This window comes from Bacillus sp. AFS017336 (assembly GCF_002555445.1).
Taxonomy (GTDB): domain Bacteria; phylum Bacillota; class Bacilli; order Bacillales; family Bacillaceae_G; genus Gottfriedia.
Map to the genome: position 1 here is coordinate 19490 of NZ_NUCO01000154.1, position 21890 is coordinate 41379.

Below are 21890 nucleotides of genomic sequence, written 5' to 3' on the forward strand. Positions count from 1 at the left end.
TTATATATTGTTAAAGCCTCAATTATTCTAAATATGATTAATTGAGAATAAAATTTCAATAGATAAAAAATAAAATAGAAAGAGTTGGTTCTTATGAGTCTAATCCATAAACTTTCAAAGGACCAGATGATTTCCATAATCCGTAATGGATTGCCTAAAACAAATAATCCACGAAAAATTACGATTGTAGGAGCAGGTTTGGCAGGTTTAGTAGCTGCTTCATTATTAAAGGAATCAGGTCATCAAGTGATCATATTAGAAGCAAATAATCGTGTAGGTGGGAGAGTTTTTACGGAAAGAAAAGCTTTTACCAATAACCAATACATGGATTATGGTGCTATGCGTATACCTGAAACCCATTATCTTGTTTTTGAATATATTAATAAATTTAAATTATCTGTTAATAAGTTTATTAATAGTACACAAAATGATTTAATTTATATTAATGGAGTAAAAACTTCAAAAAAGGAATACGAACAAAATCCTGATATTTTAGGCTATCCAGTCAATCCTTCAGAAAAGGGATTGAGTTATGATCAGCTTTTAGATTTAGTTATTAAACCTATTTTAAATCATATTAATCAGAATCCTGATGTTCATTGGGAAGATGTTATCAAGCATTTTGACCATTATTCGATGGATCAGTTTTTAAAATATAATCCTAACGGTGTTAAATTGTCTCAAAATGCTGTTGAATCAATTAAAGCCCTTCTTGGAACAAGAGGTTTTCCCGAATTAGCATTTACAGGTATATTAAGAGAATTCATGATTTTATTTTCTAACCCAAATTTATATGAAATTACTGGAGGAAACGATAAACTTCCAAATGCATTTTTATCTCAACTAAAAAAAGAACTATTTTATGGGCAAAAAATGACAAAAATAACTCAAGATAAGGAGCAAATAACAATTCATACATTACACACACAAAGTAATGAATCATTTCAAACCACTTCAGATTTCGCGATTATTACGGTTCCATTCTCTGTTCTTAATTTTGTAGAAGTCATTCCTCAGAATTCCTTTTCGTATAATAAATGGCTAGCGATCCGAACCACACACTATTTAGCATCCACAAAAATAGGCTTACAATTCAATTCGAGATTTTGGGAAAAAGAAGGATTATATGGGGGAAGATCAATTACTGATTTACCAATACGATTTACTTATTATCCTAGTAATAATTTGGGGAGTGATGGTCCTGGAACAGTATTAGCTAGTTATACATGGGAAGATGACGCTTTGTATTGGGATAGTCTGTCTGAAAATGAAAGAATTCAACAAGCATTAAAAGATCTATCTTATTTATTTGGTCAGCAAGTATATACAGAGTTTGTTTCAGGCTTCACTCATAGCTGGACCCAGGATCCGTATGCAGCTGGTGCAGTTTCAATGTTAAAGCCTGATCAACAAAAGGAGATTGGAGATTATATTGCAACTCCAGAAGGAAGAGTACATTTTTCAGGAGAACATACATCATCAATACCTGGATGGATGCAAGGTGCTATAGAATCCGGAATCCGTGTTGCGTATGAAGTAAATTCACTTTAGAAATTTATTTAACTTAAATCTGATCAAGTTGAACGCAAAGTTGCTTAGGCAACTTTTTTTATTGTATGTAATCGTATAATTCCATTAAAACAAACAGCAAAATCACATATATCTAGTATAATCACACTGTACAATTTAAACAGTATTGAATAATATGTTTAATGATTACATTTGTTCTGAGAATATTAAACCTAAAGAGAAGGTGAGACAATATTGACAACAATCTTAAATCTATTAAAACCAATTCAATTTATCAAGTGGTTTTAGAGAAAAAAGACAGAAAAAGCTATAAGAGACTATATAAAAACTATTGAAGAATAAATAAAAAAAATTACTGAAAATTTGTCGGATTAATGTCATCCTGCTCAAGTAGTCAATTTCGTAAAAAAAAATAGAAGCACAATTCGGCTTCTATCTTTAATTTAATTTATTTTCATATCCAATGTACACCCAAATACTGAATCCAATTATTCAAAAGAAAACCCAACAGATTGAGCCTTTTCCCAATTTTGTTTTTTCTGTTTACGTAAACTTGATCTCATTTCATCGCAAAGACGAATAATATCAACCTTTTGTTCACAATCCCACTCGATAATGATTGAAATATATAACTCATTCAATTGGGCATATGAAAAATCACTTGTTGAATCAATTAATAACTGCATTTCATCATCATTTAAAATCCGAGATAGTTTTTTCTTCTGTAAATAACTAGAGCGCATTTCTTTTGTTGGTTGCTTAATTTCATAAGCTCGATCAAATCTACCAGAGCGATTCATTAATGCTGGATCGATTCTTTCAGGATAATTAGTTGTCCCAATTAAAAATAAACCTTCTTTTGAAGTTGCACCATCAATCGTATTTAGAAATACTGAACGTACTGATGCAGGCATACTATCAATATCCTCTATTACCAATACCATTGGCGTTAATTTTAATACTGAACTAAAGACTTCCTTAATCGTGTAGCTTGAAGTATATTCTGTTATTTGCCAATATGCAACTGGTGCGTTAATACTACTTGCGATTGATTTTACTAAAGTCGTTTTTCCATTACCCGGATCTCCAAATAATAAAAATCCTCGTTTATAAGGGATTTCATAAGTTTTAAAGAACTCTCGCCCTTCATTAAAAAAATGATCAATTGATCGATAAATTTCTCTTTTTAACGGCTCTTCTAAAAACACATCTTCCCTACTAACCATTTTAGTGATATTTTCAATTGAAGTTTCTACTCCGTCATCTGTATCTGTATATACCGTTACATAATTTTTAATATAATCTCGTTTTCTTTTTAACACATATTGAAAAAAGGATGAAAGACACGCATCATTTTTAGCAAAAATTAAGTCTCTATTATACTGATTATCAGCTTCAAAAATCATCGCTTTCGATAAAGCTACCCCATAATTAGGATAATAATATAGCCCATTTTCAACTCGAGGTTTAATAATGAGTTCCATTACTTTTTCAGTGTGATTCGAAGAAATTGTTTTTGTTTCAAGCTCTTTATAAATATGGCTGATTAATTGAACTTCAATCGATTCCTCTTTAAGATCCTCTTCAAGAATTTCCCAAATTTCATTTGTTGTTTCTTCATCAGAATACATTTGGAATTCTACATCAAATCGTTCAAAAAGCTTATGTTGGATTGTTGAGATGATCTTCCCGTAATCGTAATAAAAAGGTAAAGTATTTCGTTCCATATCTTTCGAATCAAATAAGACAGTTCTTTTTGTCATGCAATTCTCCTTTGTTTTCCAATCTTTCTTATCATTCTAAATCCTTCGTTTCTATATGTCTAGGGTTGAACGTATTAGATTTCACATAATTTTGAATTAAATATAATGGCATGCTTTTACCTAAATACGAACAAATTTTGAACTTTATTCATAAAGTTGTGAACTTTGCTCATAAAGTAAGTATTTTCGTGCATAAAGTACTGATTTTTGTTCATAAAATACGGAATTTCGTGCATAACGGGTTTGAGGCGTATTCTGTGGGTTGAAGTTTATTTCTTAAATTACGAACACTAAGTGAACAATATTGATAAAGTTGTGAACTCCGTTGATATAATACTAGTTTTCGTTGATATATTGCTTATTCTCGTTGATATATTGCCTTATTAGATATAAATCGTATATTAGATAGTTTAAAAATCGACTAATTATACCCACCGATTCACGAAAAACATTAAAAACCCACAAGGTAAATTAATTTACCTTGTGGGTCACCATATAATTGCTCAATAATTTTAATCCCCAACCAAATTATGCGGTGGTATAATTTTTCCTTTTCTAGAAGGATTGGAATGATGTCGGTCTTCTTCTGTATTTATTTCCTCAGGTAGACGTTTTGGTGCAATCGGAACATTTTTCATTTCATAATTAATCACATCAGAAGAATGTAGTGTAACAATCATGCTGCCACCATATCTTTTTGCTCGAATTAAGATTGGCTGATTATATTTATTTTGGAAACGGAAGTCCGGCCCGTACCAGCTAACTGTCGCATCACGGCCTGCTGGCACATACGGAACTCGCCTACTATGGGAATATCGTTCAATAATTTTTAAACCAGCGCGATCGACGGCATTAAAAAGCGTTGAAGACACTTGGCATATTCCTCCTCCAACGCCCTCAGACAATTCGCCTCTTACGATAATTGGAGCTCGTTTATATCCCTTTGCGCCACTTCTTTCTCCTACAACCTTATTGAAGGAAAAAACTTCATTCGGGAAAACCACATAATTATCTATTGCTTTTGCAGCAAGTGAAATATTGTGTACACGGCTTGTATTATTAGCATTAAAATATGTTACATATTGACCGATTTGTTGAATTTTAATGTGCGCTAATAACTCGCTATCAACTTTCGGATAAATATCTAATTCTGGTACTTCAATTTGTGATGGACCTTTTCCATAAAAATATGTAGTAAATTTATCTTTAAACTCTTTTCGATAAAGTCTGTAACCGACTTGACCAGGCACAATTCTACCTGCATCATTAATGGATGCATTGATCGGTTTACGGTAAATTTGTTGATCAAGTTTTTCAATAAATTCATTAAACTTTTTATCATTTATCATTGGTGTCCCTGGTAGTGCTATTGTAAAATCCGTCCGATTTACAACTGCAATTGGATGACCCTGTTGAATAACAGTTAAGCTGTCAGGAAGTTCAACAGATTGTGTTAATATGAAAAAACTAGCTAATAATTTTTGCAACATAGTTGGATTACCTCCCAACTTTAGTATGAACAAGATTTAATACTTTCATGTTTTTTCCTTTATAACGTTTATCAAAAAAAAAATCGAGCTGCAATATTCGCAGCTCAATTCAATTTAATACTTATTAGAAATGTATTCTTTAACTATGATATTAATCGTATTAAATGCTTCATCTTCAATTGATCTATTAGATCCCTTATTTGCATCATAAGTAATTAAAGCCTTCCATAATGCCCAACCTCTTGCTCGATTCCAAGTGTTTTCATCAAACTTTAAAACTTCTCTGAAGTTTTTTCTACTAGGCGCATCAAAAAATGTCCACGCCATTGCAGCATCGCAAGAAGGGTCCCCTACGCCTAGAATTCCAAAGTCAATTACAGCACATAATTTACCATTATTTACAAGTAAATTCCCAGGAGCAATATCACCATGTACCCATACTGGTTCTCGGTCCCATTTGGAGTTAAGAGCTGTTTGCCAAATTTCTGTTACTAAACCTTCGTTAAAAATCTCTTTTGTTTGATCGATTGTCTCTCTTGTTTCTTTGTCGTAAACTGCTAGATTTCCACCTCTGTAGAAATTATGCTCTCCTGCTTTTGGTCCGTGACTTGCGTCAATTAACTGTAGTTCATTTAAAAATTGCCCTAGATCAGTTGCGAAATTATTTAAATCACTTATATTATTTTTATTCAATGTTTCCCCAGCAATCCATTCATTTATAGTCCAAGGCCATGGATAGTATTTACTTGGTTCTCCTTTAGCTAGTGGTTTAGAGATCGGTAAACTTAGTTTACTAGCCAATTTTGGCAACCAAGTATGTTCCTTTTCAACTTGAGGGACATAGCCTTTTGCACTTGGTAATCTAACACTCATTCGATCTCCTAAATGGAAGGTTCTGTTATCATGTCCGCTTAATTCAACAGGTTTTATTTCTAAATTAGACCACTGTGGAAATTGTTCTTTGATTAAGTGTTTAACTAAATCAACATTAATATTTTCCATTTTTTCTCCTCAGTGTTAATGCTCATTTTATAAAACATTAACAATTAATCTATTTTTTATTGTTGAGTAATTAAAATGAAAGTTACGCCAAATTGATCTGTTACTGTTCCAAATGCCGGGCTAAATGGAACCACCTCTAGTGGTGCAATGATCTGTCCACCTTGTCGTAATGAATTAAAAATACGTCTAGTTTTTTCTACGTTATCTACTGAAAGGTTAATGGTAACTTCTACTTTTTTATTTTGAGCAGGTTGTGCAAATTCCACTTCTTCACTACTTACGCCTGGATTTGTCTGAGTAGGTGCGTCAAATAAGATCAGTTCACTTTCACCAATTTTTAGTATTGCGTTAGAAATACGACTCTTTAAGGCTTCAGAACAAGGGAATGGCATTTCTCCATAAGTTTGTATAGAAAGAATTTTTGCCTCAAGTTCCCTTTCATAAAAATGAACTGCTTCTTTAGCATTACCACTCATTACAATACATGGTGTAATTTTCATAGTCATTAAAACCACCTCCTTGTTAATTTTGATTAAACGTTTAATTTATAAGCTTTGACTGCTTTCTCTAAAAGTGCCATCGCTTCTTCTAATGTTTTTTTAGTGCAGGCATAATTTAATCGCATAAAGCCATCACCATTTAGTCCAAAACCACGGCCTTCATTTAAACCTAATTTCGCATCGTTTATTATGAATTCGTTTAAATGGTCGCCTTTTAGGCCTAGACCTCTAAAATCAAGCCATCCTAAATAGGTCGCTTCTGTAACTCTCATTTTCACTTCTGGAATATTCGTTTTTAAGTAATGATGTATGTACTCTGCATTCCCTTTTAAATAGACCAGTAGCTCATCTAACCATTCTTCTCCTTCGTTATAGGCTGCAATTACTGCATCAATACCAAATATATTTAAATTTTCCAAACTCGCACGTGCAATAGCATGTGTAAATTCAATTGATAGATCTGGATTAGGAATAATAGCAAGTGAAGAAAATAAGCCCGCAATATTAAATGTTTTACTTGGAGACATAAACGTTATACTCATGTTTGCCGCGTCTTCACTTAAAGAATAAAAGGGTGTATGACTACCTTTTTCATAAACTAAATCAGCATGAATTTCATCTGCTATGACAATGATTTTATTCTTTTTACATATTTCTAATAGTCCTGATAATTCTTCTTTCGTCCACACTCTTCCAACAGGGTTTGCTGGGCTACATAAAATTATCATTTTAGTTTTAGTTGTAATTTTATTTTGTAGATCTTCTAAATCCATATAGTAATAGCCATCTTCTTCGATTAAACAATTTTCAATGATGTTTCTACCATTATTTTTGATCGTACTGAAAAACGGAAAATAAACTGGTGGTTGAATGATGATTTCATCTCCAGGCTTCGTAAATGCATCAATTGCTAAATTTAACGCTGGAACCACACCAGGTACAGTCGTTAACCATTCGCGTTTAATTGAAGTATTATAGCGTTTGTTTGCCCATTTCATAGCTGAAGCAAAAAAATCTTCAGGAATATGGCCATACCCGTAAATAGGATGTTGGGCTCTTTTGGTGATTGCTTCTACAATTCCAGGAGCACAAGCAAAATCCATATCAGCAACCCATAAAGGTAATACTTCTGTATTACCAAATACTTTTTCAACTGAATCCCACTTCGTACTATTCGTTTTTCTTCGATTATGTTCTTCATTAAAGTTAAATGTCATATTAATCCCCTACCGTTCTTCATTCAATCAGTGATTACAATAATTAAGTTTTTAGTTAACTAATAGTATTTCTGCAAACGAAATTTATATCCTAATTATACTATTTCACAAAAAAATTCAAATCTATATTCTACAATTTTTTAATTTAATACTCATAATGCTGATCTATTTAAAATTGTTAGAACGTGAAAATACACAAGAAACTTTAAGATTCGATGAATTGGTCATTGTAATTAGAACTAGAATTGAGTCAAATTAGGAGTTTACTGCTGTGCGTCGTTTTATTTTAATGAATGAAGAATTTTTTACAATTAGTAAGGAGATAACAATTATAGTATTTGTTTAAATAATACATGCTTGCAAATATGTACCAAAACGTAATGAATGGGGGTTATGTAATGAAAAAAGAGGATGAATATACTGATGATATGAATCAGTTGTTGGAAATTATAAATGCAAAAGGTGACACTGGTGAATTGCTTGAAATTGTTGACAAATATAAACAAGCAGAAAATCCGGAGTGCAATCACGATCTCTTTTATCAAGAGCTTAGAGTGATCGCTGAGGATAGTGCAAAAGAAGATTAAAAATCTATCTAGAATATGCTAATAAGAGTAGTGGAACTTTTTTGCTCCACTACTATTTATCTATTACTAATACTATACTGAATTATTATGTATTAGAGACATTTTATAAACTATATTTCTCAGTCGGAATTTTACCTTTTAAAATATCGTATTCGGCCTTCATCTCACCAAACTTCTGAGCATTTCCGTTATCCGGTGCATAATCTGGATGCCACATTTTTGTATATTCTCTCATTTGCTTCTTCCAAACTTCAGCATGTTCATTAGGATCGAAGTACTTAAAATTATGTTTTTTATTTTTTTTGATTGAAGTAGAGTAATTCCTTAAATACTCTTCCCATACTCTAGCCCAATCAACTATTTTCTTTTTGTATTCTTTTGCTTTCTCAGCATTTTTTCTTTTTTCTTCCCTTTTCCAGTCTTCCATTCTTTGACTAAAATCTTTTACGCCTTCTTTTGAGTTTCTCCATCTTTGTTCTGCATCTCTTATTTCCTGATCTGTTATACTATCCGAATCTACATTATTGTTAAGAAATTCATTATGATTTTCAAATTCATTTTGATTTTCAAATTCATTTTGATTTATTTGAAATTCGTACATTTCTTCAATCATTTTTTCCAATAGTTCTGCACTGCTTTTCCCTGTAAGTTGGGATAGCTTTTCTAATTTTTCTGTAGATTCTATTTTAACTTTGTGAGTTATATAGACGTATTTAGCTTTTCCTCTCAAGCACCTCAACTCCTTAATTAAATGTTACTATACAAGGATGTATCTATATATTAAAAAATGAAGTCAATCATGTTACATTACATGCACTGTATGTACATATAATTGAGCTATGTTTGGTCTAAAAAGTATCATATATAAAATATTAATAATAATGGGTTTGTTGTTTTTTACGTTTGACAGTTTTCATTCAAATTGAGACAAACATCCCAAACGTCTGTATTAAAAATTCAATAATTTTTATTATCAACTTATTTTATTCTATATTAATCCATTGCAACCTTTTTTAAATCGATAATTATTTTTTATCAAGCTCAATAATTTTTTTAAAATTCTCACTTAATTAAGTTTTTTGTACAATAATATAAGAACTAATCGACTTGAGGAGTGATTTTTATGATTAATCAATTTAAAAATATCCCAACAACTTGCATTTCAGATGTGATGGATGGATTAAATAATATGGATCCTTCCATTAAGCCTTTAAAAGAAGAATATAATTTTGTAGGAAAAGCACTGACAGTTAAAATTCCTGTTGGTGATAATTTAGCAGTGTTAAAAGCAATTCGAGAAGCGACTCCTGGAGATGTGATTGTCATTGACGCTAAAGGAGATCAGTATCGAGCAATCGCAGGAGACTTTGTTGTAGGAATGGCAAAAACAATGGGGGTTAGTGCGATTGTTGTTGATGGGGTAATTCGCGATATAAGCGGTACGAAGAAATTAAATTTCCCAGTATTTTGTAAAGGCACCACTGTAGCTTCAAGTGGGAAACATGGAATTGGAGAAATTAATGTTCCGATTTCTTGTGGAGGTGCATCAGTAAACCCAGGAGATATTATTGTAGGTGATGCTGATGGAGTTATTGTAATCCCTCAATCTGATTCAAAAACAATTTTGGAAAAGTCACTACATAAATTGAAAAAGGATGAACTTAGAGAAGAGCAAGTTTCTGGTAATATTGATGCGATTAAGACTTATATTGATCAAATGTTATTGAAGTAGTCGAAAAATGTTTACTTTAATAGATTAATAAGGTTCTTTAATTAGCTTTACGAGAACTAAAATAAGAACCTTATTTAATCGCATTTTCATTAGATGTTAAAATTCTATTTTTATTTTTTTGACATCATCTATTATTTTAGTAATCAATTCTTTTACAGTTACATGATTAGCTAATCTCGGACTTTGTCCTGACCAAAGAGACATATACCCTTTATTACTTTGTATGGCAGCTGCTTTTCGAATTGATTGTGTTATCGTATTTTGTATAGGAAACTGAGGAAATGTGTTTTCGTGTTGTCTCATTTCCATAACAAATTTATTTTCGACTCCTCTTGCCCATTTCCCTGAAAATGCTCGTGTCAAAACTAACTGCTCTTCAGTTGCATTTAAAATTGCATTTTTATGTACTTCATGTGCCCCACTTTCCATACAAGTTAAAAATGCAGTACCCATTTGAACCGCTTTTGCCCCTAAGCACATGGACGCAGTTAATCCTCTTCCATCCATAATACCGCCTGCAGCAATTACTGGAATATTCACGTGATCTACAACTTGTGGAATTAGTGACATTAACCCAATTAAACTTTCTTGATCGTCACTTATAAAATTACCTCTATGTCCACCTGCCTCACTACCTTGAACAACAACTAGATCCATTCCTGCTTTTTCGATTTCAATCGCTTCTTTTACCGTTGTAGCTGTTCCGATCAAAATAATATTATGAAAATTTAATTCTTTAATTAATTCAATAGACGGTAAACCAAAAGTAAAAGAACAAATAGGTACCTTCTCTTCAATAATTACTTTAATTTGTTCATGAAATGTTTCTGTAAGTCTATTAAAATTTGGTACTTGTACCCGCTCATCTTGTTTTAAATTTAGTTCTTCATTTATTGGTAATAACAAATTATTACTTGCTTCTATTTCATTTTCATCAATTTTGAAATCATTTGGAACAAACAAATTTATTCCAAATTGTTTAGTGGTTAATTTTTTTATTTCTCTAATTTGTTCACGTATTTGCGGAGGCGTCATATATCCGGCCCCGATTGTACCTAAACCACCGCAATTTGATACTTCGGCAACAAGATTCGAAGTTGTAATTCCGCCAGCCATTGGTGCTTGAATAATTGGATATTCGATATTTAAAAGTTCTGTTACTTGGTTTTTGAACATCAATTTCACCCCATTTATTAGTTATTTTCAATCTAACAAAAAAAGTCCCGAATAGTCTACTAACACTACCCGGGACTTACCTATTAATATATTACATTCCAGATTTAGCAGGAACATTTACGCCTAGATTTAAAAGTCCATGACCTTCCTCTAGTGTACTGTATCCGAGTGGGACAGTGTGACTAATTAGAAGCTCAAATAGTTCTGATTCTGTGATTTTCTTGTTCGTCTCAGTTTCGTATAGTTGAATTAATAAAGCAAGCGCTCCTGAAACATGCGGTGTTGCCATCGAAGTACCTGAAAGTACGGCAAATTGATTTGTTGGATAGGTCGATAGAATCTTTTCTCCTGGTGCAACCAAATCAATTTCATCATTTGTATTACTAAATTGTGATAACCGTTTTTGAAGATTTACAGAACCTACTTCTATTACTTCATCATATGCACCAGGATAGCTGTATTCATCAGTCGATCCATCTCCGTCACCTTCATTTCCAGCTGCACATACAACGGCAATATTCTGTTCAACCGCTCTTTGAATCGCCGCATGTAACGAAGTATCATCCCCTGGTCCACCTAATGACATTGAAATCACTCGCACTGTTTCTCCATTAGAACCTTTCCAATTTGTTGCATAATCAATGGCTTGTACAATTGATTCAATACTTCCCTCACCAGCACCAGTCAGTACTTTAAGAGCTAGAATCTTTGCTTTTGGAGCAACGCCGACTACTCCTTCTCCATTTTCAGAAGCAGCAATCGTTCCACATACATGTGTCCCATGTCCATTATTATCTAAGAATACGTTTGGATCTCCACCGTAGTCTTCAGTAAAATTATATCCACCAATAATTCGATCTTGTAAATCAGGATGGTCGGTTTGACAGCCTGTATCAATAACTGCAACGACCACATCTTCCCCTTGACACCCTTTTTCCCAAATAGACTTAGCTTCGATTAACTGAACTCCAGGTGGTACTTCCTTCGTATAATCCTTAACTTCTTCCAACTTAAAAGGAATTAATCTAAATTTTGACATGCCTACCAGCTCCTTTTTGGGATTTATACATAAAGGATAAATCTTTGAGGTATATTTAGTATTCTACATCTATCCATAATTTCCCTTTTAATTAATTCGAATTTTTATAATTTTCATTTAACACCATTGGCTGTATTTTTAACAGTTTCTACTCCCTACAATTAATAGAGTTCGTTGCGTTCACATCATAAAAACTTTTCCATCATTTTACATCAGATTAATCTTAGCTTAAAAAAAGAGTTTTATAATCTATAAGTGTTAAGGTATTTTCAACCTAGGGGGAATAAGATGCTTACTAATTTATTAACTGAAATCAAATTTTGGTGGTTTGGAGAGTTGAGAGAAGAAGCAGAAGAACTAGAACGAATTGAATCTAAACATACAAGAGTTCGATTTGACTCTGATATTTATGAATTAATTCGCATACACTAAAAAATTTAAGATTGCTATAGAAAGATAAATATAAAAAAAATCACCACAAGTTTAAATTAACTTGTGGTTTTTTGTTTGCTCCTAAAGTTGAGGACCTTTTTCTTTATAAACATACTTTGAAATTCTACTTGAATACAAAAGCTTATACAATAAATGGCAATACATTATAAGAAATTATATTACGATCACGATATGTTTGAGTTATTACATCACTTTTTGTGCTTAATATCCCATTTTGTAATATAACCGCTTTAAATCCCCTCTCAATAGCTCCATTATATGTAAAAAGTACACAATGCTCTGCTGCAAAGCCAGCCACAATCACTAACTTAACATCATTTTCTTTTAAAATCGATTCCAATTCTGTATTCCGAAATGCATTTGACTGTTCCTTCCTAATACAAATATCTTGTTGATCTACATTTATTTCAGGAATAAAAGCAAGCGATTCAGAATTAATCTCATCGGCACCTTCAACATCCTGAACATGTATGACTAAATGTTTTTTTGACCGAATCGACTCAGCAACATAGTTAATATACTCACAAGCACCTTCGACATTCAACTGCTCTTTTTTATCCTCTAAAAATACCTTTTGCATATCAATAATTAACAAAGCAATTTTCATTTTTTCTCCTCCAAAGTCCATTTATTCTTTAAAATAAATATTCTATATGTTTTAAATTAGTCCTACATTTATTTAATAGATTCTAATAAATTTGAATGATGATTTTTGAACAAAAGAAAAAGACCATAAAAAATGTGGTCTTACTTTAGACTGGTATATATGCGTTTATTGAACTAATACACTTTATTTTCTAAATTAAATTTGAAAAATTGTTCTCTTTGTTGAGTAAGTTTAATGATCACCTCTACTTATAAATAAAAATAATACAAGCAAAGACACATATACTCGGAATAATACTAATCCATTTTGGAATATTTACATTAATTCCTTCCAAAGTTTTTCTCAATAAGGTATCTGCGAATGCATAAAGATTGATCGCCACAAACACCGCTAATAAAGTAACCATAAAAGGATAATGACTTAGAAGAAATCTAGCTCCAACAAAAATTAAAGGCAAAAATATAATCTCTAATAATAATTCGATTAAATCATATTTTCTATTGTTAAATTTGAAAACCCATTTAACATATCTTTTTAAGTTCCCCATAATCACAATACCTCTAATGATATATTTTTGATATAAAATTTTTCAAACTTACTAATGTTATCTTTTAATCTGATGGGCTGTAAATTTTTTAGCCACTATATAAGAGTTACCCATTATTAGAAGTCTATAATCTGTTTTATAGTCCATTGGAGTTCTATAATCTCGTGGCAATACAGATGTTTTATAACCGTATTTATTTAATACATTTCTATATAATTCTAATATTTTTATTGGACCAAAAGCAAAATGTCCAAATCCACCATCTAAAAGTTTATCAATTCTATAACATTTATTTAAGTATTCATCGAACGCTACGAAACCATTAGTATTGTCCAAATGGGTTTTATAAAGTTCTCCAATGACTTCTGCAGTCAAATTTGATTTTCCGTTAAAGGAAATGCTAATCCATTTTTTGTTATATTCCCATAACAATTCATGTTCATTAACTATCTCCCATTCTTCAAACACATCATATTCAAACCTATGAGTTCCGAAGTCATCACAAACAATCTGCCATTCCTCTTCAATTTCCTCTTCTAACCCGAATGTTAAGTAAATAGTTACTGTTATTTTGTCTAAGTATTTTTTAAAACCCACAAGGTGTATGTCCACATTAGTCTTGTCAGATAATCTTGTAATTGCTTCCTCTAAGTCTTCTAGCAATATAGCTCACCTCATTTTTTATCTATTGCTTTCAAGATAAATTCAGCAAAAAGGAGCATATTTCCTCCTTGAATTACTGCTCGTACACACCTGATTTATTCAAGTAAGCAATTTCCTAGAACCTAAATAATGAAGACGACCAATTGTGAACAACTCACTGTATTATTTCCAAATGCTCGATCATATCTTTCCTTTTTTTGCTAAACTTTAAAAGGCTCCCCAAGGTACCCCTAAACACTCGGCACTACCTAAATTACTGTGGTTTATTGTAGCAAGCGCTTAAGACTCTTGCCCATTCTTTAGGCTTATCCATAAATGATACGTGCGAGCCTGGGAGTGTGATCAATGTACTACCAATTTCATTAGATAGTTTTTGTGCCACCTCAGCAAACCAAACATTTTTATTCACAGACCAGTCGCCCGCTGCAAAGATTAATTTTTCTTTATGTTCACGCAAGATATCCATATTTGGTATGTAATTTGTTACTGGAATTAATTCCTGTTTGATAAAAATATCATCAGCAATTCTTTCAGGGATACGTACCTCTCCTGTAAGTTTTGGCTCTTTCCTCAAGTATGCTTTCAACCTGATATCTGATAGCAAAGGTGCGATCGTTTTACGTCCCATAACACCCATTCCAAACTTTGTAGCTGCCTTATTTGAGTCTTTGCATAAAGCTAGTTGATAGCAGTCATCAAAGAATTTCAACCATCTCTCTTGATCATTCGCAAAGTTTGCTAACGGTGGTTCATGAATTACCGCTAATCGAACTACCTCGGGAAAATTCTGAACTAGCTCCAGTGCAATTACTCCCCCACTACTATTCCCAAAAACAAAGGCAGATTCTTCGCCAACTGCTCCGATGACAGCAAGCACATCACGACTTTGTTGTGCAACTGAAAAATTTTCCATATTATTTGCTGTACTTCTTGCATTTGCTCTACGGTCAAAAGTGATCACTTTAAACTGATTTGACATTTCATCAGCTAATGGCAGAAAAGTATCTCCATCTCCGCCACCACCAGAAATTAATATTAGCGGAACACCATTCCCCGTTACTTTGTAAAATAACTCATCACCCTCCGTGACAATCTTGCCACAAGTCCTTTTTTTCATTTTGCAACACCCTTTTATGTAACTTCTCATTTTCATACCAATATCTTTTAACTATGTTAATCATAAAAAATTGAGCCACTGCTGTGACTCATTTTTTATTTACTAACAAAGAATTATTTAGTTAAAACTGACTTTTTACTTAAGCGACTTTGCAGATAAAAAGCGATCGTAGCAGAAATCAGTGTAACAATTATAGTTGGAGTTGAAGAACTTTTTACAAAGATCACTTCATTATGTAATTGCTCAACATTGTTCCATAAATTAGAAAAATCAGGTTGATAAAAAACAGTTTGCAACATTCCTGAAAAAACATTTATAACACCAAATAATAAAATAAAACTTAAAACAAACAACAGATACTTTTTCATTTAATTTTCTCCTTTAGTTATTTAATAAACAAGTTCCAACGATTGCTGATTAAACTTTCATTAAAAAACTATTACTAAAAAAGATACCTAAAGTTATTCTAAATAAGTTTATATTTATTAAGAAAAAAAAGTCAGATTCTATATCATAGAGTCCGACTTCTTTTAGTTAAATTATGCTTTTTTTACATTAGTTGCTTGTGGTCCGCGTTGACCTTGTTCTACTTCAAATGTAACTGCTTGTCCTTCATCTAATGATTTAAATCCATCAGTTTGAATTGCTGAGAAATGAACGAATACATCATCACCATTTTCACGCTCGATAAATCCAAAACCTTTTTCTGCATTAAACCATTTTACTTTACCATGTTCCATTAATGTTTCCTCCTTGTGTGAGTTACACACATTTTAATATTCCAATTTTAACAATAAACTTAAAAATAATCAAATTCACCTAAAAAATATTATATTATTTATTTACTTTCATTTGTTTTCGTCTTATTTTTGGTACCCTTACTTACATACGGTTTCGCACTTTTTGCTTTTTTTGCACTAGCTTGCCACCTATTCCAACCCTTCTTATCTGTACCTCTACCTGTTCCGCCTTTACCTTTAGCTTTACTCAAATAAACACCTCATTAATATACGACATTAAACTACATATTGACGACTAACGTTCAGTTAGTTCTATAATAAGATTTAATCATTAAAAAATAATATTTTTTAATAAAAGAACTCCGTAAACAATAGTACTACCAATTATAACTAATAACCCTATCATAAAAAAGCCATATATAAAACCCTTTCCCATTAAAAATATATCCAAACACATATTTTTAAAGATTTTAAGTAACTTTTTCATAATAATTCTCCTAATGGTAAATGTTTAATTTTATTTTCCCATCCATATCCAACTGATTATGCAACAAAACATCCATATACATAGATAAATGCTCTTAAGTAAACAGAAAAGCACTCCAAGATTATTTGAAGTGCTTTTCTATTTACTGTGTATAAATATTAGCAAATGCAGTTTCTTTATCGTTATTTTTCAAAGTGATTGTAAAATTTCCATCGAATTGTTTAGTTGATTTAAGCTCAAATAATGACTGTATGTTCATACCTTTATCTACTGTTGATCGATATGAGATTGCTAATTTTTGACCGTTCATTTTGAATTTAATATTGGAATAGTTTGTACCTACTCCATTAAACAAAATATATATTTCTTTTTTACTTTTATAATCATATAAATAGACACCATTATCATTTTGCATATTAATTTTTTGTTTTAAATCCGATTCATTAATCTTTTCAATATCTAATTCTTCTAAAGTAAAACCTTTTTGTATTTCATTTGAAGAGATGACTGCTTTATTTACTGTCGCTTTTTTTGTTGAAATATTTTCAGTATTACATGCTGCTAGTGTAATAGTTGTTAAAATGAATAAACTAGAGTTAAGCATTTTTCTTTTAAACGTCATTTTTACCTCCACAGACTTATGTAATTAATATAAATTTATATGATTAACCAATTAATGAGTATAATATCCTTTTGATCGAATGTTTTAATAGTCAAAATCATTCATTAGCTAATTATTGGGCTTTTATTTCCATTTACCCAATCAAGAATAAATGGTTTTTGACGCGGATTTAAGTTACTCGGTAATTCCATTTTGCTAAAGAATTTATGTTCCTTGCTTTCAATCCCTTTTTGTATTAACTCACCAGTAAATTTTGTTGTCTTAAAAATTACTTGGACACTGTAAGCCTTATCTTTATTAGGATATTCAACAAAACAGCTTTCTCCAGAATAAATACCAAATAACTCTATTTCATTAACTGTTAAACCTGTTTCCTCAAATGTTTCCCTCATTGCAGCATCTTCAAATGTTTCTCCAATTTCCATTACTCCACCAGGAATACACCAATTATCTTCATCGGTACGGTGCTGTAATAATATAGCATTGTCTTCTTCAATAATGACCCCGCAACCAACTGTAAATAGTATTTCATTTCCAATTAACTTTCTCATTTCTTTTATGTAGTTCATATTAAATCTTTCTCCTATCAACTTTGTCATTTAGTACATTTAAATAATATAAAGTAGTTATTTTTATAGTTATATTGTCAGATACGTAGAATAAGAGCTACCAAAAAACTAAATAATTTTAATTAACCTTTAACTTTAATTCAATTTACTTAGTAAATCTCCTTCTTTTCATCTTTAACCAATTGTTTTTTACCTCAAAAGAAACTGCAATTAAGTAAGTTAAATAAAGCTTTAATAGATTTAAACTATTTATTTAGACTTCAGTGTTGGTCATCCTCAACCTTACTAAAAATCGATTCATTTTTTAGGGAACAAATCTATTTGAAATAAAAATAAGAATATTAATAAACTAGTTAAATGTATGAACAAAACATGTCAAGTAAGCATAGTAATATAGGGCTAGTTATAAATAGGACAAGCTAGCTATCAATTGAGGAAAATTGTCTATATAAATATAGAAAAGGTGATTTATTGGGCAAAGAAGATCGAAAAAAAAATGATGGTTGTAATTGTAACAAATCTAAACAATGTAATTGTCAATGCAATCATTGTAAACAACGTGATTGTCATAGCGAATGTGGTTGCTACAGCCATGGTAATTGTCAATGTTGTTATATTCCAGGGCCTCCGGGACCTAGAGGGCCAAGAGGTAAACAAGGCGAAGAAGGGGAAAGAGGTAAAAGAGGTGCTACCGGTGTTACAGGATCAAGTGGAACTACAGGTGCTGCTGGTCTAACTGGGGCTACTGGTGATCCAGGTGTTACTGGCGCTACTGGGGTTACTGGTGCTACTGGCTCTACTGGTCCTACTGGTCCTACTGGTCCTACTGGTCCTACTGGTCCTACTGGTAATACTGGTAATACTGGTGCTACTGGTGCTACTGGGGTTACTGGCGCTACTGGGGTTACTGGTGCTACTGGTGCTACTGGTGCTACTGGTGCTACTGGTGCTACTGGTGCTACTGGTGCTACTGGTGCTACTGGTAATACTGGTAATACTGGTCCTACTGGTAATACTGGTAATACTGGTCCTACTGGGGTTACTGGGGTTACTGGGGTTACTGGNNGTCCTACGGGTGTTACTGGTAATACTGGCGTTACTGGCGCTACTGGTCAAAGAGGCGCTACAGGTTCTACTGGTCCTACTGGCCCTACAGGTCCAAAAGGCCCTTATGCCTTTGCTTTGAATAGTGCAGGAGTTCTTCCTGTAGCAGTTGGAGGTACAGTTGTTCCTCTACCAACTGCCCAAACTTTGAGTACTGGATTCACAATTAATGGAACATTTGATACGATTACAGTTGCAAATGCTGGTGTATATTATCTTGCTTATACAGTAAATACTACTGCAGCCTTAGCATTGACTACACGAATTTTAATAAATGGTGTTCCAGAGCTTTCAACTATTGTTGCCCCTTTATTAAGTCTATCTATATTTCATCATTATGGAATATTGCCGTTAAATGCAGGAGATACTATTTCACTTGAAATTTTCGGTTTGACAGGTATTGTCACACTACTAACAGGGCATGGAGCTTCAATTACTGTTTTTCAATTAGATTAAAAAGTAGTCTTCTAAATTGTACTATCCTATGAATTTGGCACTTTATAAAAGGATACGCAATTTAAACTACCTTAGTCCAATTCTATTGGCTAAGGTTTTTTTATTTTTCTTTTAATAAATTTTTTTAATGCAAACAATACCTTTTTTAATGTATATAGCTTGGTTTTATCACGCGATGGTTGTAATCCAAATGGAATCCGGTGTTATACTAAGCGGATATATCTTTAAATGAACGTGCGCAGACTAAATATCAACGGGATTTGGCCATTTATCAACGGCAGTATGCTATATATCAACGGCAGTATGCTATATATCAACGAGATCTAGGATTATATCAACGAAGTTCACGACTTTATCAATATTGTTCACTTAATGTTCGCGTTAGCAACAAGTCAAACACTAAAATAATACTCAGTACATTCTCTCCCTATATCCTTAAAAAAAAAAGATAACCCGCTAGGAAACAAATCCTGTTAGTGGGTTACCATATTTATTTGAAAGTTAACCTGAACTCTACTAATCACTTTATTTACTATTTAATTTTTTTATTTCTACTTTATTAAAATTAATAGGTAGTTTTTCCACACTATATTTTACTTGTTCACTATTCGGTAGAGGTAGCTTTAAAATATTTATATTTTTATTAATACTTACCTCATTTTTTGCTACATTCTTAGGTGCTACATTTTGCATTGCGTTAGTCTTTTTTAAACCCGTTAGTTCAAAAAATATTATATTAACACATAAACAAGTCAAAAAAGTACATATAACAATCACTATTTTTTTCATTTTCTGCCTCCTAACTTAATGCTTGTCCATCCATAAGTTTAAGAGTAGTTTATGAATTTAATTACTAGATTAGAACCTAGTAATCTATATTAGGTCAACATTATATTTTTTAATTAAATCTTTAAAAGCTGGTCTTTCATTGCCATCTCTTCCTATAATATGCGTTGCAGTTATTAGTGAGTTTAAAACAGCTTCTTCAGTTGCTTCTCCAACTGCCCTAAAAGCTAGATCAATGTCCTCTTCGTGTATAGTCGGTACAAAAAGACAATTTGAAGTTTTTTCATGAGGGATTTTAGTTGCTGTTGAAAAGCCGATCACTACTTCACCACTTCCTGTAGTGATGATTGAACCAGTTCTTGATAATCCAGTAACCGTTCTTTTTATGATTCGATTAAGCTGTCTTTCAGATACAGGCAGGTCAGTTGCTACAATCATAATTATTGAACCTTTATCTTGCTCTTCTTGTTCATTTAAGATATGGCCTTTTAACTCTTTTCCAACTGGCTTTCCGTTAACTTTTAAATCACTTAAAATCCCAAAGTTTGTTAACACTAAAACTCCCATTGTATATGTCCCATGATCCATTTTCATAAGACGGGAAGCTGTACCAATTCCTCCTTTTAATGAATAACAAAGCATTCCTGTTCCTGCTCCGACAGTGCCTTCTTTTACTAGATTGTCAGCATTATGTATAGCTTGATGAACATGTTCTCTTGTAATATATCTAGTTCGAATATCGTTTAAATGCATGTCATTACATTCGCAGATCACTGGGTTAACGGTTCCTGTTGTGCGCCCTATTTCCGAATTTTGTTCTAACATATACTCTATTAAAGCGTCTGCAGCTGTGCCAATACTTAGTGTATTTGTTAAAATAATTGGCGTTTCAATTGTTCCTATCTCATTGACCTGAATTGTCCCCATTGATTTACCAAACCCATTAATTACATGACTAGACGCAATTAATTTTTCCTTAAAAAGATTCCCCTGATGAGGTAAAATTGCAGTTACTCCCGTCTGAATATCTTGATCGCTTATTGTTACTTGACCAACTGTAACTCCTTCAACATCGGATATTGAATTTAATTGTCCAGCTTCCAAATTCCCAATAATTACACCATAATCTCTAATTCTTTTTTGAATCGACATAACAGTCCTCCCGAAATTAAAAATCTTTGGTAAAATTTATTATTTTATCACTAAAACACAAAAAGCCCTTATTAGAGCTTTTTAAATGATTATGATTTACCTTCCATAGAGCGATCTATAGACTTCTGTTGATTGTAATTCTCTTTGTATACTTTTTGAGGAATATACGTTAGTGAAATTAAAGCTCCACTAATCATTAGTAAAATCATCAATGACGTAACTAATAATACAATCTTTTTGGAAAATAATTTCATCATTCGTTGTTTTCTCCTTTTATGATTAATCTTAAGGTTTATTTTAACAGATAAATTCGAAAATTATCTATTTTAAAATGTGTATAAATTTACTAAAAAACTTTTTCAGCTTTTCTGTAAATTATTACCATCTTCCAAAAAAGAACTGTTTAATTTCCCTAACATACGATATATTAACCTGATTTTCTTGGTGGCAGTGGCAAACAGGTACTTTCACTTTTATCTTATAGATAAAGGTGTTTTTTTCAATCTAACGAAAAAAACACATAGAAATTTCTGAAGTGCACCCCAAATGTT

At 32.0% G+C, this 21890-nt stretch carries 26 protein-coding genes; 5 read left to right on the forward strand and 21 right to left on the reverse strand.

What is annotated here, in order from left to right; translation table 11 throughout:
- Positions 1–93 precede the first annotated feature (93 nt).
- The gene (locus CN601_RS25770) at positions 94–1551 is read left to right on the forward strand and encodes a flavin monoamine oxidase family protein (protein WP_098172785.1); all 1458 of its coding nucleotides are present in this window, start codon (positions 94–96) and stop codon (positions 1549–1551) included.
- A gap of 467 nt (positions 1552–2018) precedes the next feature.
- Here CN601_RS25770 and CN601_RS25775 read toward each other — a convergent pair whose 3' ends face one another.
- The 5 genes from CN601_RS25775 to CN601_RS25795 all read right to left on the reverse strand — a co-directional run bounded on the left by CN601_RS25775 (position 2019) and on the right by CN601_RS25795 (position 7502).
- Complete coding sequence (locus CN601_RS25775) at positions 2019–3293, reverse strand: ATP-binding protein (RefSeq protein ID WP_257131821.1); 1275 nt, start codon at positions 3291–3293, stop codon at positions 2019–2021.
- 512 nt (positions 3294–3805) lie between these two features.
- Positions 3806–4783: a VanW family protein gene (locus tag CN601_RS25780; protein ID WP_098172786.1), complete on the reverse strand. Its 978-nt coding sequence runs from the start codon at positions 4781–4783 to the stop codon at positions 3806–3808.
- A 114-nt stretch (positions 4784–4897) separates the two neighbouring features.
- Complete coding sequence (locus tag CN601_RS25785) at positions 4898–5785, reverse strand: aminoglycoside phosphotransferase family protein (protein WP_098172787.1); 888 nt, start codon at positions 5783–5785, stop codon at positions 4898–4900.
- A 56-nt stretch (positions 5786–5841) separates the two neighbouring features.
- Positions 5842–6291, reverse strand: coding sequence for a VOC family protein (locus tag CN601_RS25790; protein WP_098172788.1), 450 nt, complete (start codon positions 6289–6291; stop codon positions 5842–5844).
- Between the two features lie 26 nt (positions 6292–6317).
- The gene (locus tag CN601_RS25795) at positions 6318–7502 is read right to left on the reverse strand and encodes a MalY/PatB family protein (protein ID WP_098172789.1); all 1185 of its coding nucleotides are present in this window, start codon (positions 7500–7502) and stop codon (positions 6318–6320) included.
- Positions 7503–7900: 398 nt separating this feature from the next.
- Between CN601_RS25795 and CN601_RS25800 the strand changes: the two genes are divergently transcribed.
- The gene (locus tag CN601_RS25800; RefSeq protein WP_098172804.1) at positions 7901–8089 is read left to right on the forward strand and encodes a hypothetical protein; all 189 of its coding nucleotides are present in this window, start codon (positions 7901–7903) and stop codon (positions 8087–8089) included.
- Between the two features lie 103 nt (positions 8090–8192).
- On the opposite strand, the gene CN601_RS25805 is transcribed toward CN601_RS25800, so the two are convergent.
- Positions 8193–8819, reverse strand: a complete 627-nt coding sequence (locus CN601_RS25805; protein ID WP_098172790.1) for a hypothetical protein — start codon at positions 8817–8819, stop codon at positions 8193–8195.
- Positions 8820–9212: 393 nt separating this feature from the next.
- On the opposite strand from CN601_RS25805, the gene CN601_RS25810 reads away from it, so the two are divergent.
- Positions 9213–9821: an RraA family protein gene (locus tag CN601_RS25810; protein WP_098172791.1), complete on the forward strand. Its 609-nt coding sequence runs from the start codon at positions 9213–9215 to the stop codon at positions 9819–9821.
- A gap of 96 nt (positions 9822–9917) precedes the next feature.
- Here CN601_RS25810 and CN601_RS25815 read toward each other — a convergent pair whose 3' ends face one another.
- A complete protein-coding gene (locus CN601_RS25815; RefSeq protein WP_098172792.1) occupies positions 9918–10997 on the reverse strand; it encodes an NAD(P)H-dependent flavin oxidoreductase in 1080 nt (359 codons plus the stop codon).
- Positions 10998–11088: 91 nt separating this feature from the next.
- Positions 11089–12036, reverse strand: coding sequence for a S8 family peptidase (locus CN601_RS25820; RefSeq protein ID WP_098121762.1), 948 nt, complete (start codon positions 12034–12036; stop codon positions 11089–11091).
- Positions 12037–12324: 288 nt separating this feature from the next.
- Here CN601_RS25820 and CN601_RS27185 point away from each other — a divergent pair, with 288 nt between their 5' ends.
- Positions 12325–12468, forward strand: coding sequence for a hypothetical protein (locus CN601_RS27185; RefSeq protein WP_172445037.1), 144 nt, complete (start codon positions 12325–12327; stop codon positions 12466–12468).
- A gap of 142 nt (positions 12469–12610) precedes the next feature.
- Here CN601_RS27185 and CN601_RS25825 read toward each other — a convergent pair whose 3' ends face one another.
- The 10 genes from CN601_RS25825 to CN601_RS25865 all read right to left on the reverse strand — a co-directional run bounded on the left by CN601_RS25825 (position 12611) and on the right by CN601_RS25865 (position 17841).
- A complete protein-coding gene (locus CN601_RS25825; protein WP_098172793.1) occupies positions 12611–13096 on the reverse strand; it encodes a cysteine hydrolase family protein in 486 nt (161 codons plus the stop codon).
- Between the two features lie 244 nt (positions 13097–13340).
- Positions 13341–13643, reverse strand: coding sequence for a hypothetical protein (locus CN601_RS25830; protein WP_098121760.1), 303 nt, complete (start codon positions 13641–13643; stop codon positions 13341–13343).
- Between the two features lie 57 nt (positions 13644–13700).
- A complete protein-coding gene (locus CN601_RS25835) occupies positions 13701–14306 on the reverse strand; it encodes a hypothetical protein (protein ID WP_098172794.1) in 606 nt (201 codons plus the stop codon).
- A gap of 253 nt (positions 14307–14559) precedes the next feature.
- On the reverse strand, positions 14560–15423 hold the full coding sequence (locus CN601_RS25840; protein ID WP_179865706.1) for an alpha/beta fold hydrolase: 864 nt from the start codon (positions 15421–15423) through the stop codon (positions 14560–14562).
- 113 nt (positions 15424–15536) lie between these two features.
- A complete protein-coding gene (locus CN601_RS25845; protein ID WP_098172796.1) occupies positions 15537–15791 on the reverse strand; it encodes a hypothetical protein in 255 nt (84 codons plus the stop codon).
- 171 nt (positions 15792–15962) lie between these two features.
- Positions 15963–16163, reverse strand: a complete 201-nt coding sequence (locus CN601_RS25850) for a cold-shock protein (RefSeq protein ID WP_069032402.1) — start codon at positions 16161–16163, stop codon at positions 15963–15965.
- Between the two features lie 98 nt (positions 16164–16261).
- On the reverse strand, positions 16262–16414 hold the full coding sequence (locus CN601_RS25855; protein ID WP_098121756.1) for a DUF3934 family protein: 153 nt from the start codon (positions 16412–16414) through the stop codon (positions 16262–16264).
- An 80-nt stretch (positions 16415–16494) separates the two neighbouring features.
- Positions 16495–16650 carry a hypothetical protein gene (locus tag CN601_RS27190; protein WP_179865707.1) on the reverse strand — a complete coding sequence of 52 codons (156 nt, stop codon included), beginning with the start codon at positions 16648–16650 and terminating at the stop codon, positions 16495–16497.
- Positions 16651–16792: 142 nt separating this feature from the next.
- A complete protein-coding gene (locus tag CN601_RS25860; protein WP_098172797.1) occupies positions 16793–17272 on the reverse strand; it encodes a hypothetical protein in 480 nt (159 codons plus the stop codon).
- 104 nt (positions 17273–17376) lie between these two features.
- On the reverse strand, positions 17377–17841 hold the full coding sequence (locus CN601_RS25865; RefSeq protein ID WP_098121754.1) for an NUDIX hydrolase: 465 nt from the start codon (positions 17839–17841) through the stop codon (positions 17377–17379).
- 615 nt (positions 17842–18456) lie between these two features.
- Between CN601_RS25865 and CN601_RS25870 the strand changes: the two genes are divergently transcribed.
- Positions 18457–19401, forward strand: a complete 945-nt coding sequence (locus tag CN601_RS25870) for a BclA C-terminal domain-containing protein (RefSeq protein ID WP_218923279.1) — start codon at positions 18457–18459, stop codon at positions 19399–19401.
- Positions 19402–19926: 525 nt separating this feature from the next.
- Here CN601_RS25870 and CN601_RS25875 read toward each other — a convergent pair.
- From CN601_RS25875 to CN601_RS27195, 3 genes are all read right to left on the reverse strand, one after another.
- Complete coding sequence (locus tag CN601_RS25875; RefSeq protein WP_098120691.1) at positions 19927–20190, reverse strand: hypothetical protein; 264 nt, start codon at positions 20188–20190, stop codon at positions 19927–19929.
- Positions 20191–20274: 84 nt separating this feature from the next.
- Complete coding sequence (locus tag CN601_RS25880) at positions 20275–21339, reverse strand: DmpA family aminopeptidase (protein ID WP_098172799.1); 1065 nt, start codon at positions 21337–21339, stop codon at positions 20275–20277.
- Between the two features lie 89 nt (positions 21340–21428).
- Complete coding sequence (locus CN601_RS27195; RefSeq protein ID WP_179865708.1) at positions 21429–21596, reverse strand: hypothetical protein; 168 nt, start codon at positions 21594–21596, stop codon at positions 21429–21431.
- Between the last annotated feature and the right edge of the window lie 294 nt (positions 21597–21890).

What these genes read in the sequence shown, in the direction of transcription:
- CN601_RS25770 (WP_098172785.1), top strand. Translation starts at nt 94, where the DNA reads ATGAGTCTAATCCATAAACTTTCAAAGGACCAGATGATTTCCATAATC.
- CN601_RS25775 (WP_257131821.1), bottom strand. Translation starts at nt 3,293, where the DNA reads ATGACAAAAAGAACTGTCTTATTTGATTCGAAAGATATGGAACGAAAT.
- CN601_RS25780 (WP_098172786.1), bottom strand. Translation starts at nt 4,783, where the DNA reads ATGTTGCAAAAATTATTAGCTAGTTTTTTCATATTAACACAATCTGTT.
- CN601_RS25785 (WP_098172787.1), bottom strand. Translation starts at nt 5,785, where the DNA reads ATGGAAAATATTAATGTTGATTTAGTTAAACACTTAATCAAAGAACAA.
- CN601_RS25790 (WP_098172788.1), bottom strand. Translation starts at nt 6,291, where the DNA reads ATGACTATGAAAATTACACCATGTATTGTAATGAGTGGTAATGCTAAA.
- CN601_RS25795 (WP_098172789.1), bottom strand. Translation starts at nt 7,502, where the DNA reads ATGACATTTAACTTTAATGAAGAACATAATCGAAGAAAAACGAATAGT.
- CN601_RS25800 (WP_098172804.1), top strand. Translation starts at nt 7,901, where the DNA reads ATGAAAAAAGAGGATGAATATACTGATGATATGAATCAGTTGTTGGAA.
- CN601_RS25810 (WP_098172791.1), top strand. Translation starts at nt 9,213, where the DNA reads ATGATTAATCAATTTAAAAATATCCCAACAACTTGCATTTCAGATGTG.
- CN601_RS25815 (WP_098172792.1), bottom strand. Translation starts at nt 10,997, where the DNA reads ATGTTCAAAAACCAAGTAACAGAACTTTTAAATATCGAATATCCAATT.
- CN601_RS25820 (WP_098121762.1), bottom strand. Translation starts at nt 12,036, where the DNA reads ATGTCAAAATTTAGATTAATTCCTTTTAAGTTGGAAGAAGTTAAGGAT.
- CN601_RS27185 (WP_172445037.1), top strand. Translation starts at nt 12,325, where the DNA reads ATGCTTACTAATTTATTAACTGAAATCAAATTTTGGTGGTTTGGAGAG.
- CN601_RS25825 (WP_098172793.1), bottom strand. Translation starts at nt 13,096, where the DNA reads ATGAAAATTGCTTTGTTAATTATTGATATGCAAAAGGTATTTTTAGAG.
- CN601_RS25830 (WP_098121760.1), bottom strand. Translation starts at nt 13,643, where the DNA reads ATGGGGAACTTAAAAAGATATGTTAAATGGGTTTTCAAATTTAACAAT.
- CN601_RS25840 (WP_179865706.1), bottom strand. Translation starts at nt 15,423, where the DNA reads ATGAAAAAAAGGACTTGTGGCAAGATTGTCACGGAGGGTGATGAGTTA.
- CN601_RS25845 (WP_098172796.1), bottom strand. Translation starts at nt 15,791, where the DNA reads ATGAAAAAGTATCTGTTGTTTGTTTTAAGTTTTATTTTATTATTTGGT.
- CN601_RS25850 (WP_069032402.1), bottom strand. Translation starts at nt 16,163, where the DNA reads ATGGAACATGGTAAAGTAAAATGGTTTAATGCAGAAAAAGGTTTTGGA.
- CN601_RS27190 (WP_179865707.1), bottom strand. Translation starts at nt 16,650, where the DNA reads ATGAAAAAGTTACTTAAAATCTTTAAAAATATGTGTTTGGATATATTT.
- CN601_RS25860 (WP_098172797.1), bottom strand. Translation starts at nt 17,272, where the DNA reads ATGACGTTTAAAAGAAAAATGCTTAACTCTAGTTTATTCATTTTAACA.
- CN601_RS25865 (WP_098121754.1), bottom strand. Translation starts at nt 17,841, where the DNA reads ATGAACTACATAAAAGAAATGAGAAAGTTAATTGGAAATGAAATACTA.
- CN601_RS25875 (WP_098120691.1), bottom strand. Translation starts at nt 20,190, where the DNA reads ATGAAAAAAATAGTGATTGTTATATGTACTTTTTTGACTTGTTTATGT.
- CN601_RS25880 (WP_098172799.1), bottom strand. Translation starts at nt 21,339, where the DNA reads ATGTCGATTCAAAAAAGAATTAGAGATTATGGTGTAATTATTGGGAAT.
- CN601_RS27195 (WP_179865708.1), bottom strand. Translation starts at nt 21,596, where the DNA reads ATGATGAAATTATTTTCCAAAAAGATTGTATTATTAGTTACGTCATTG.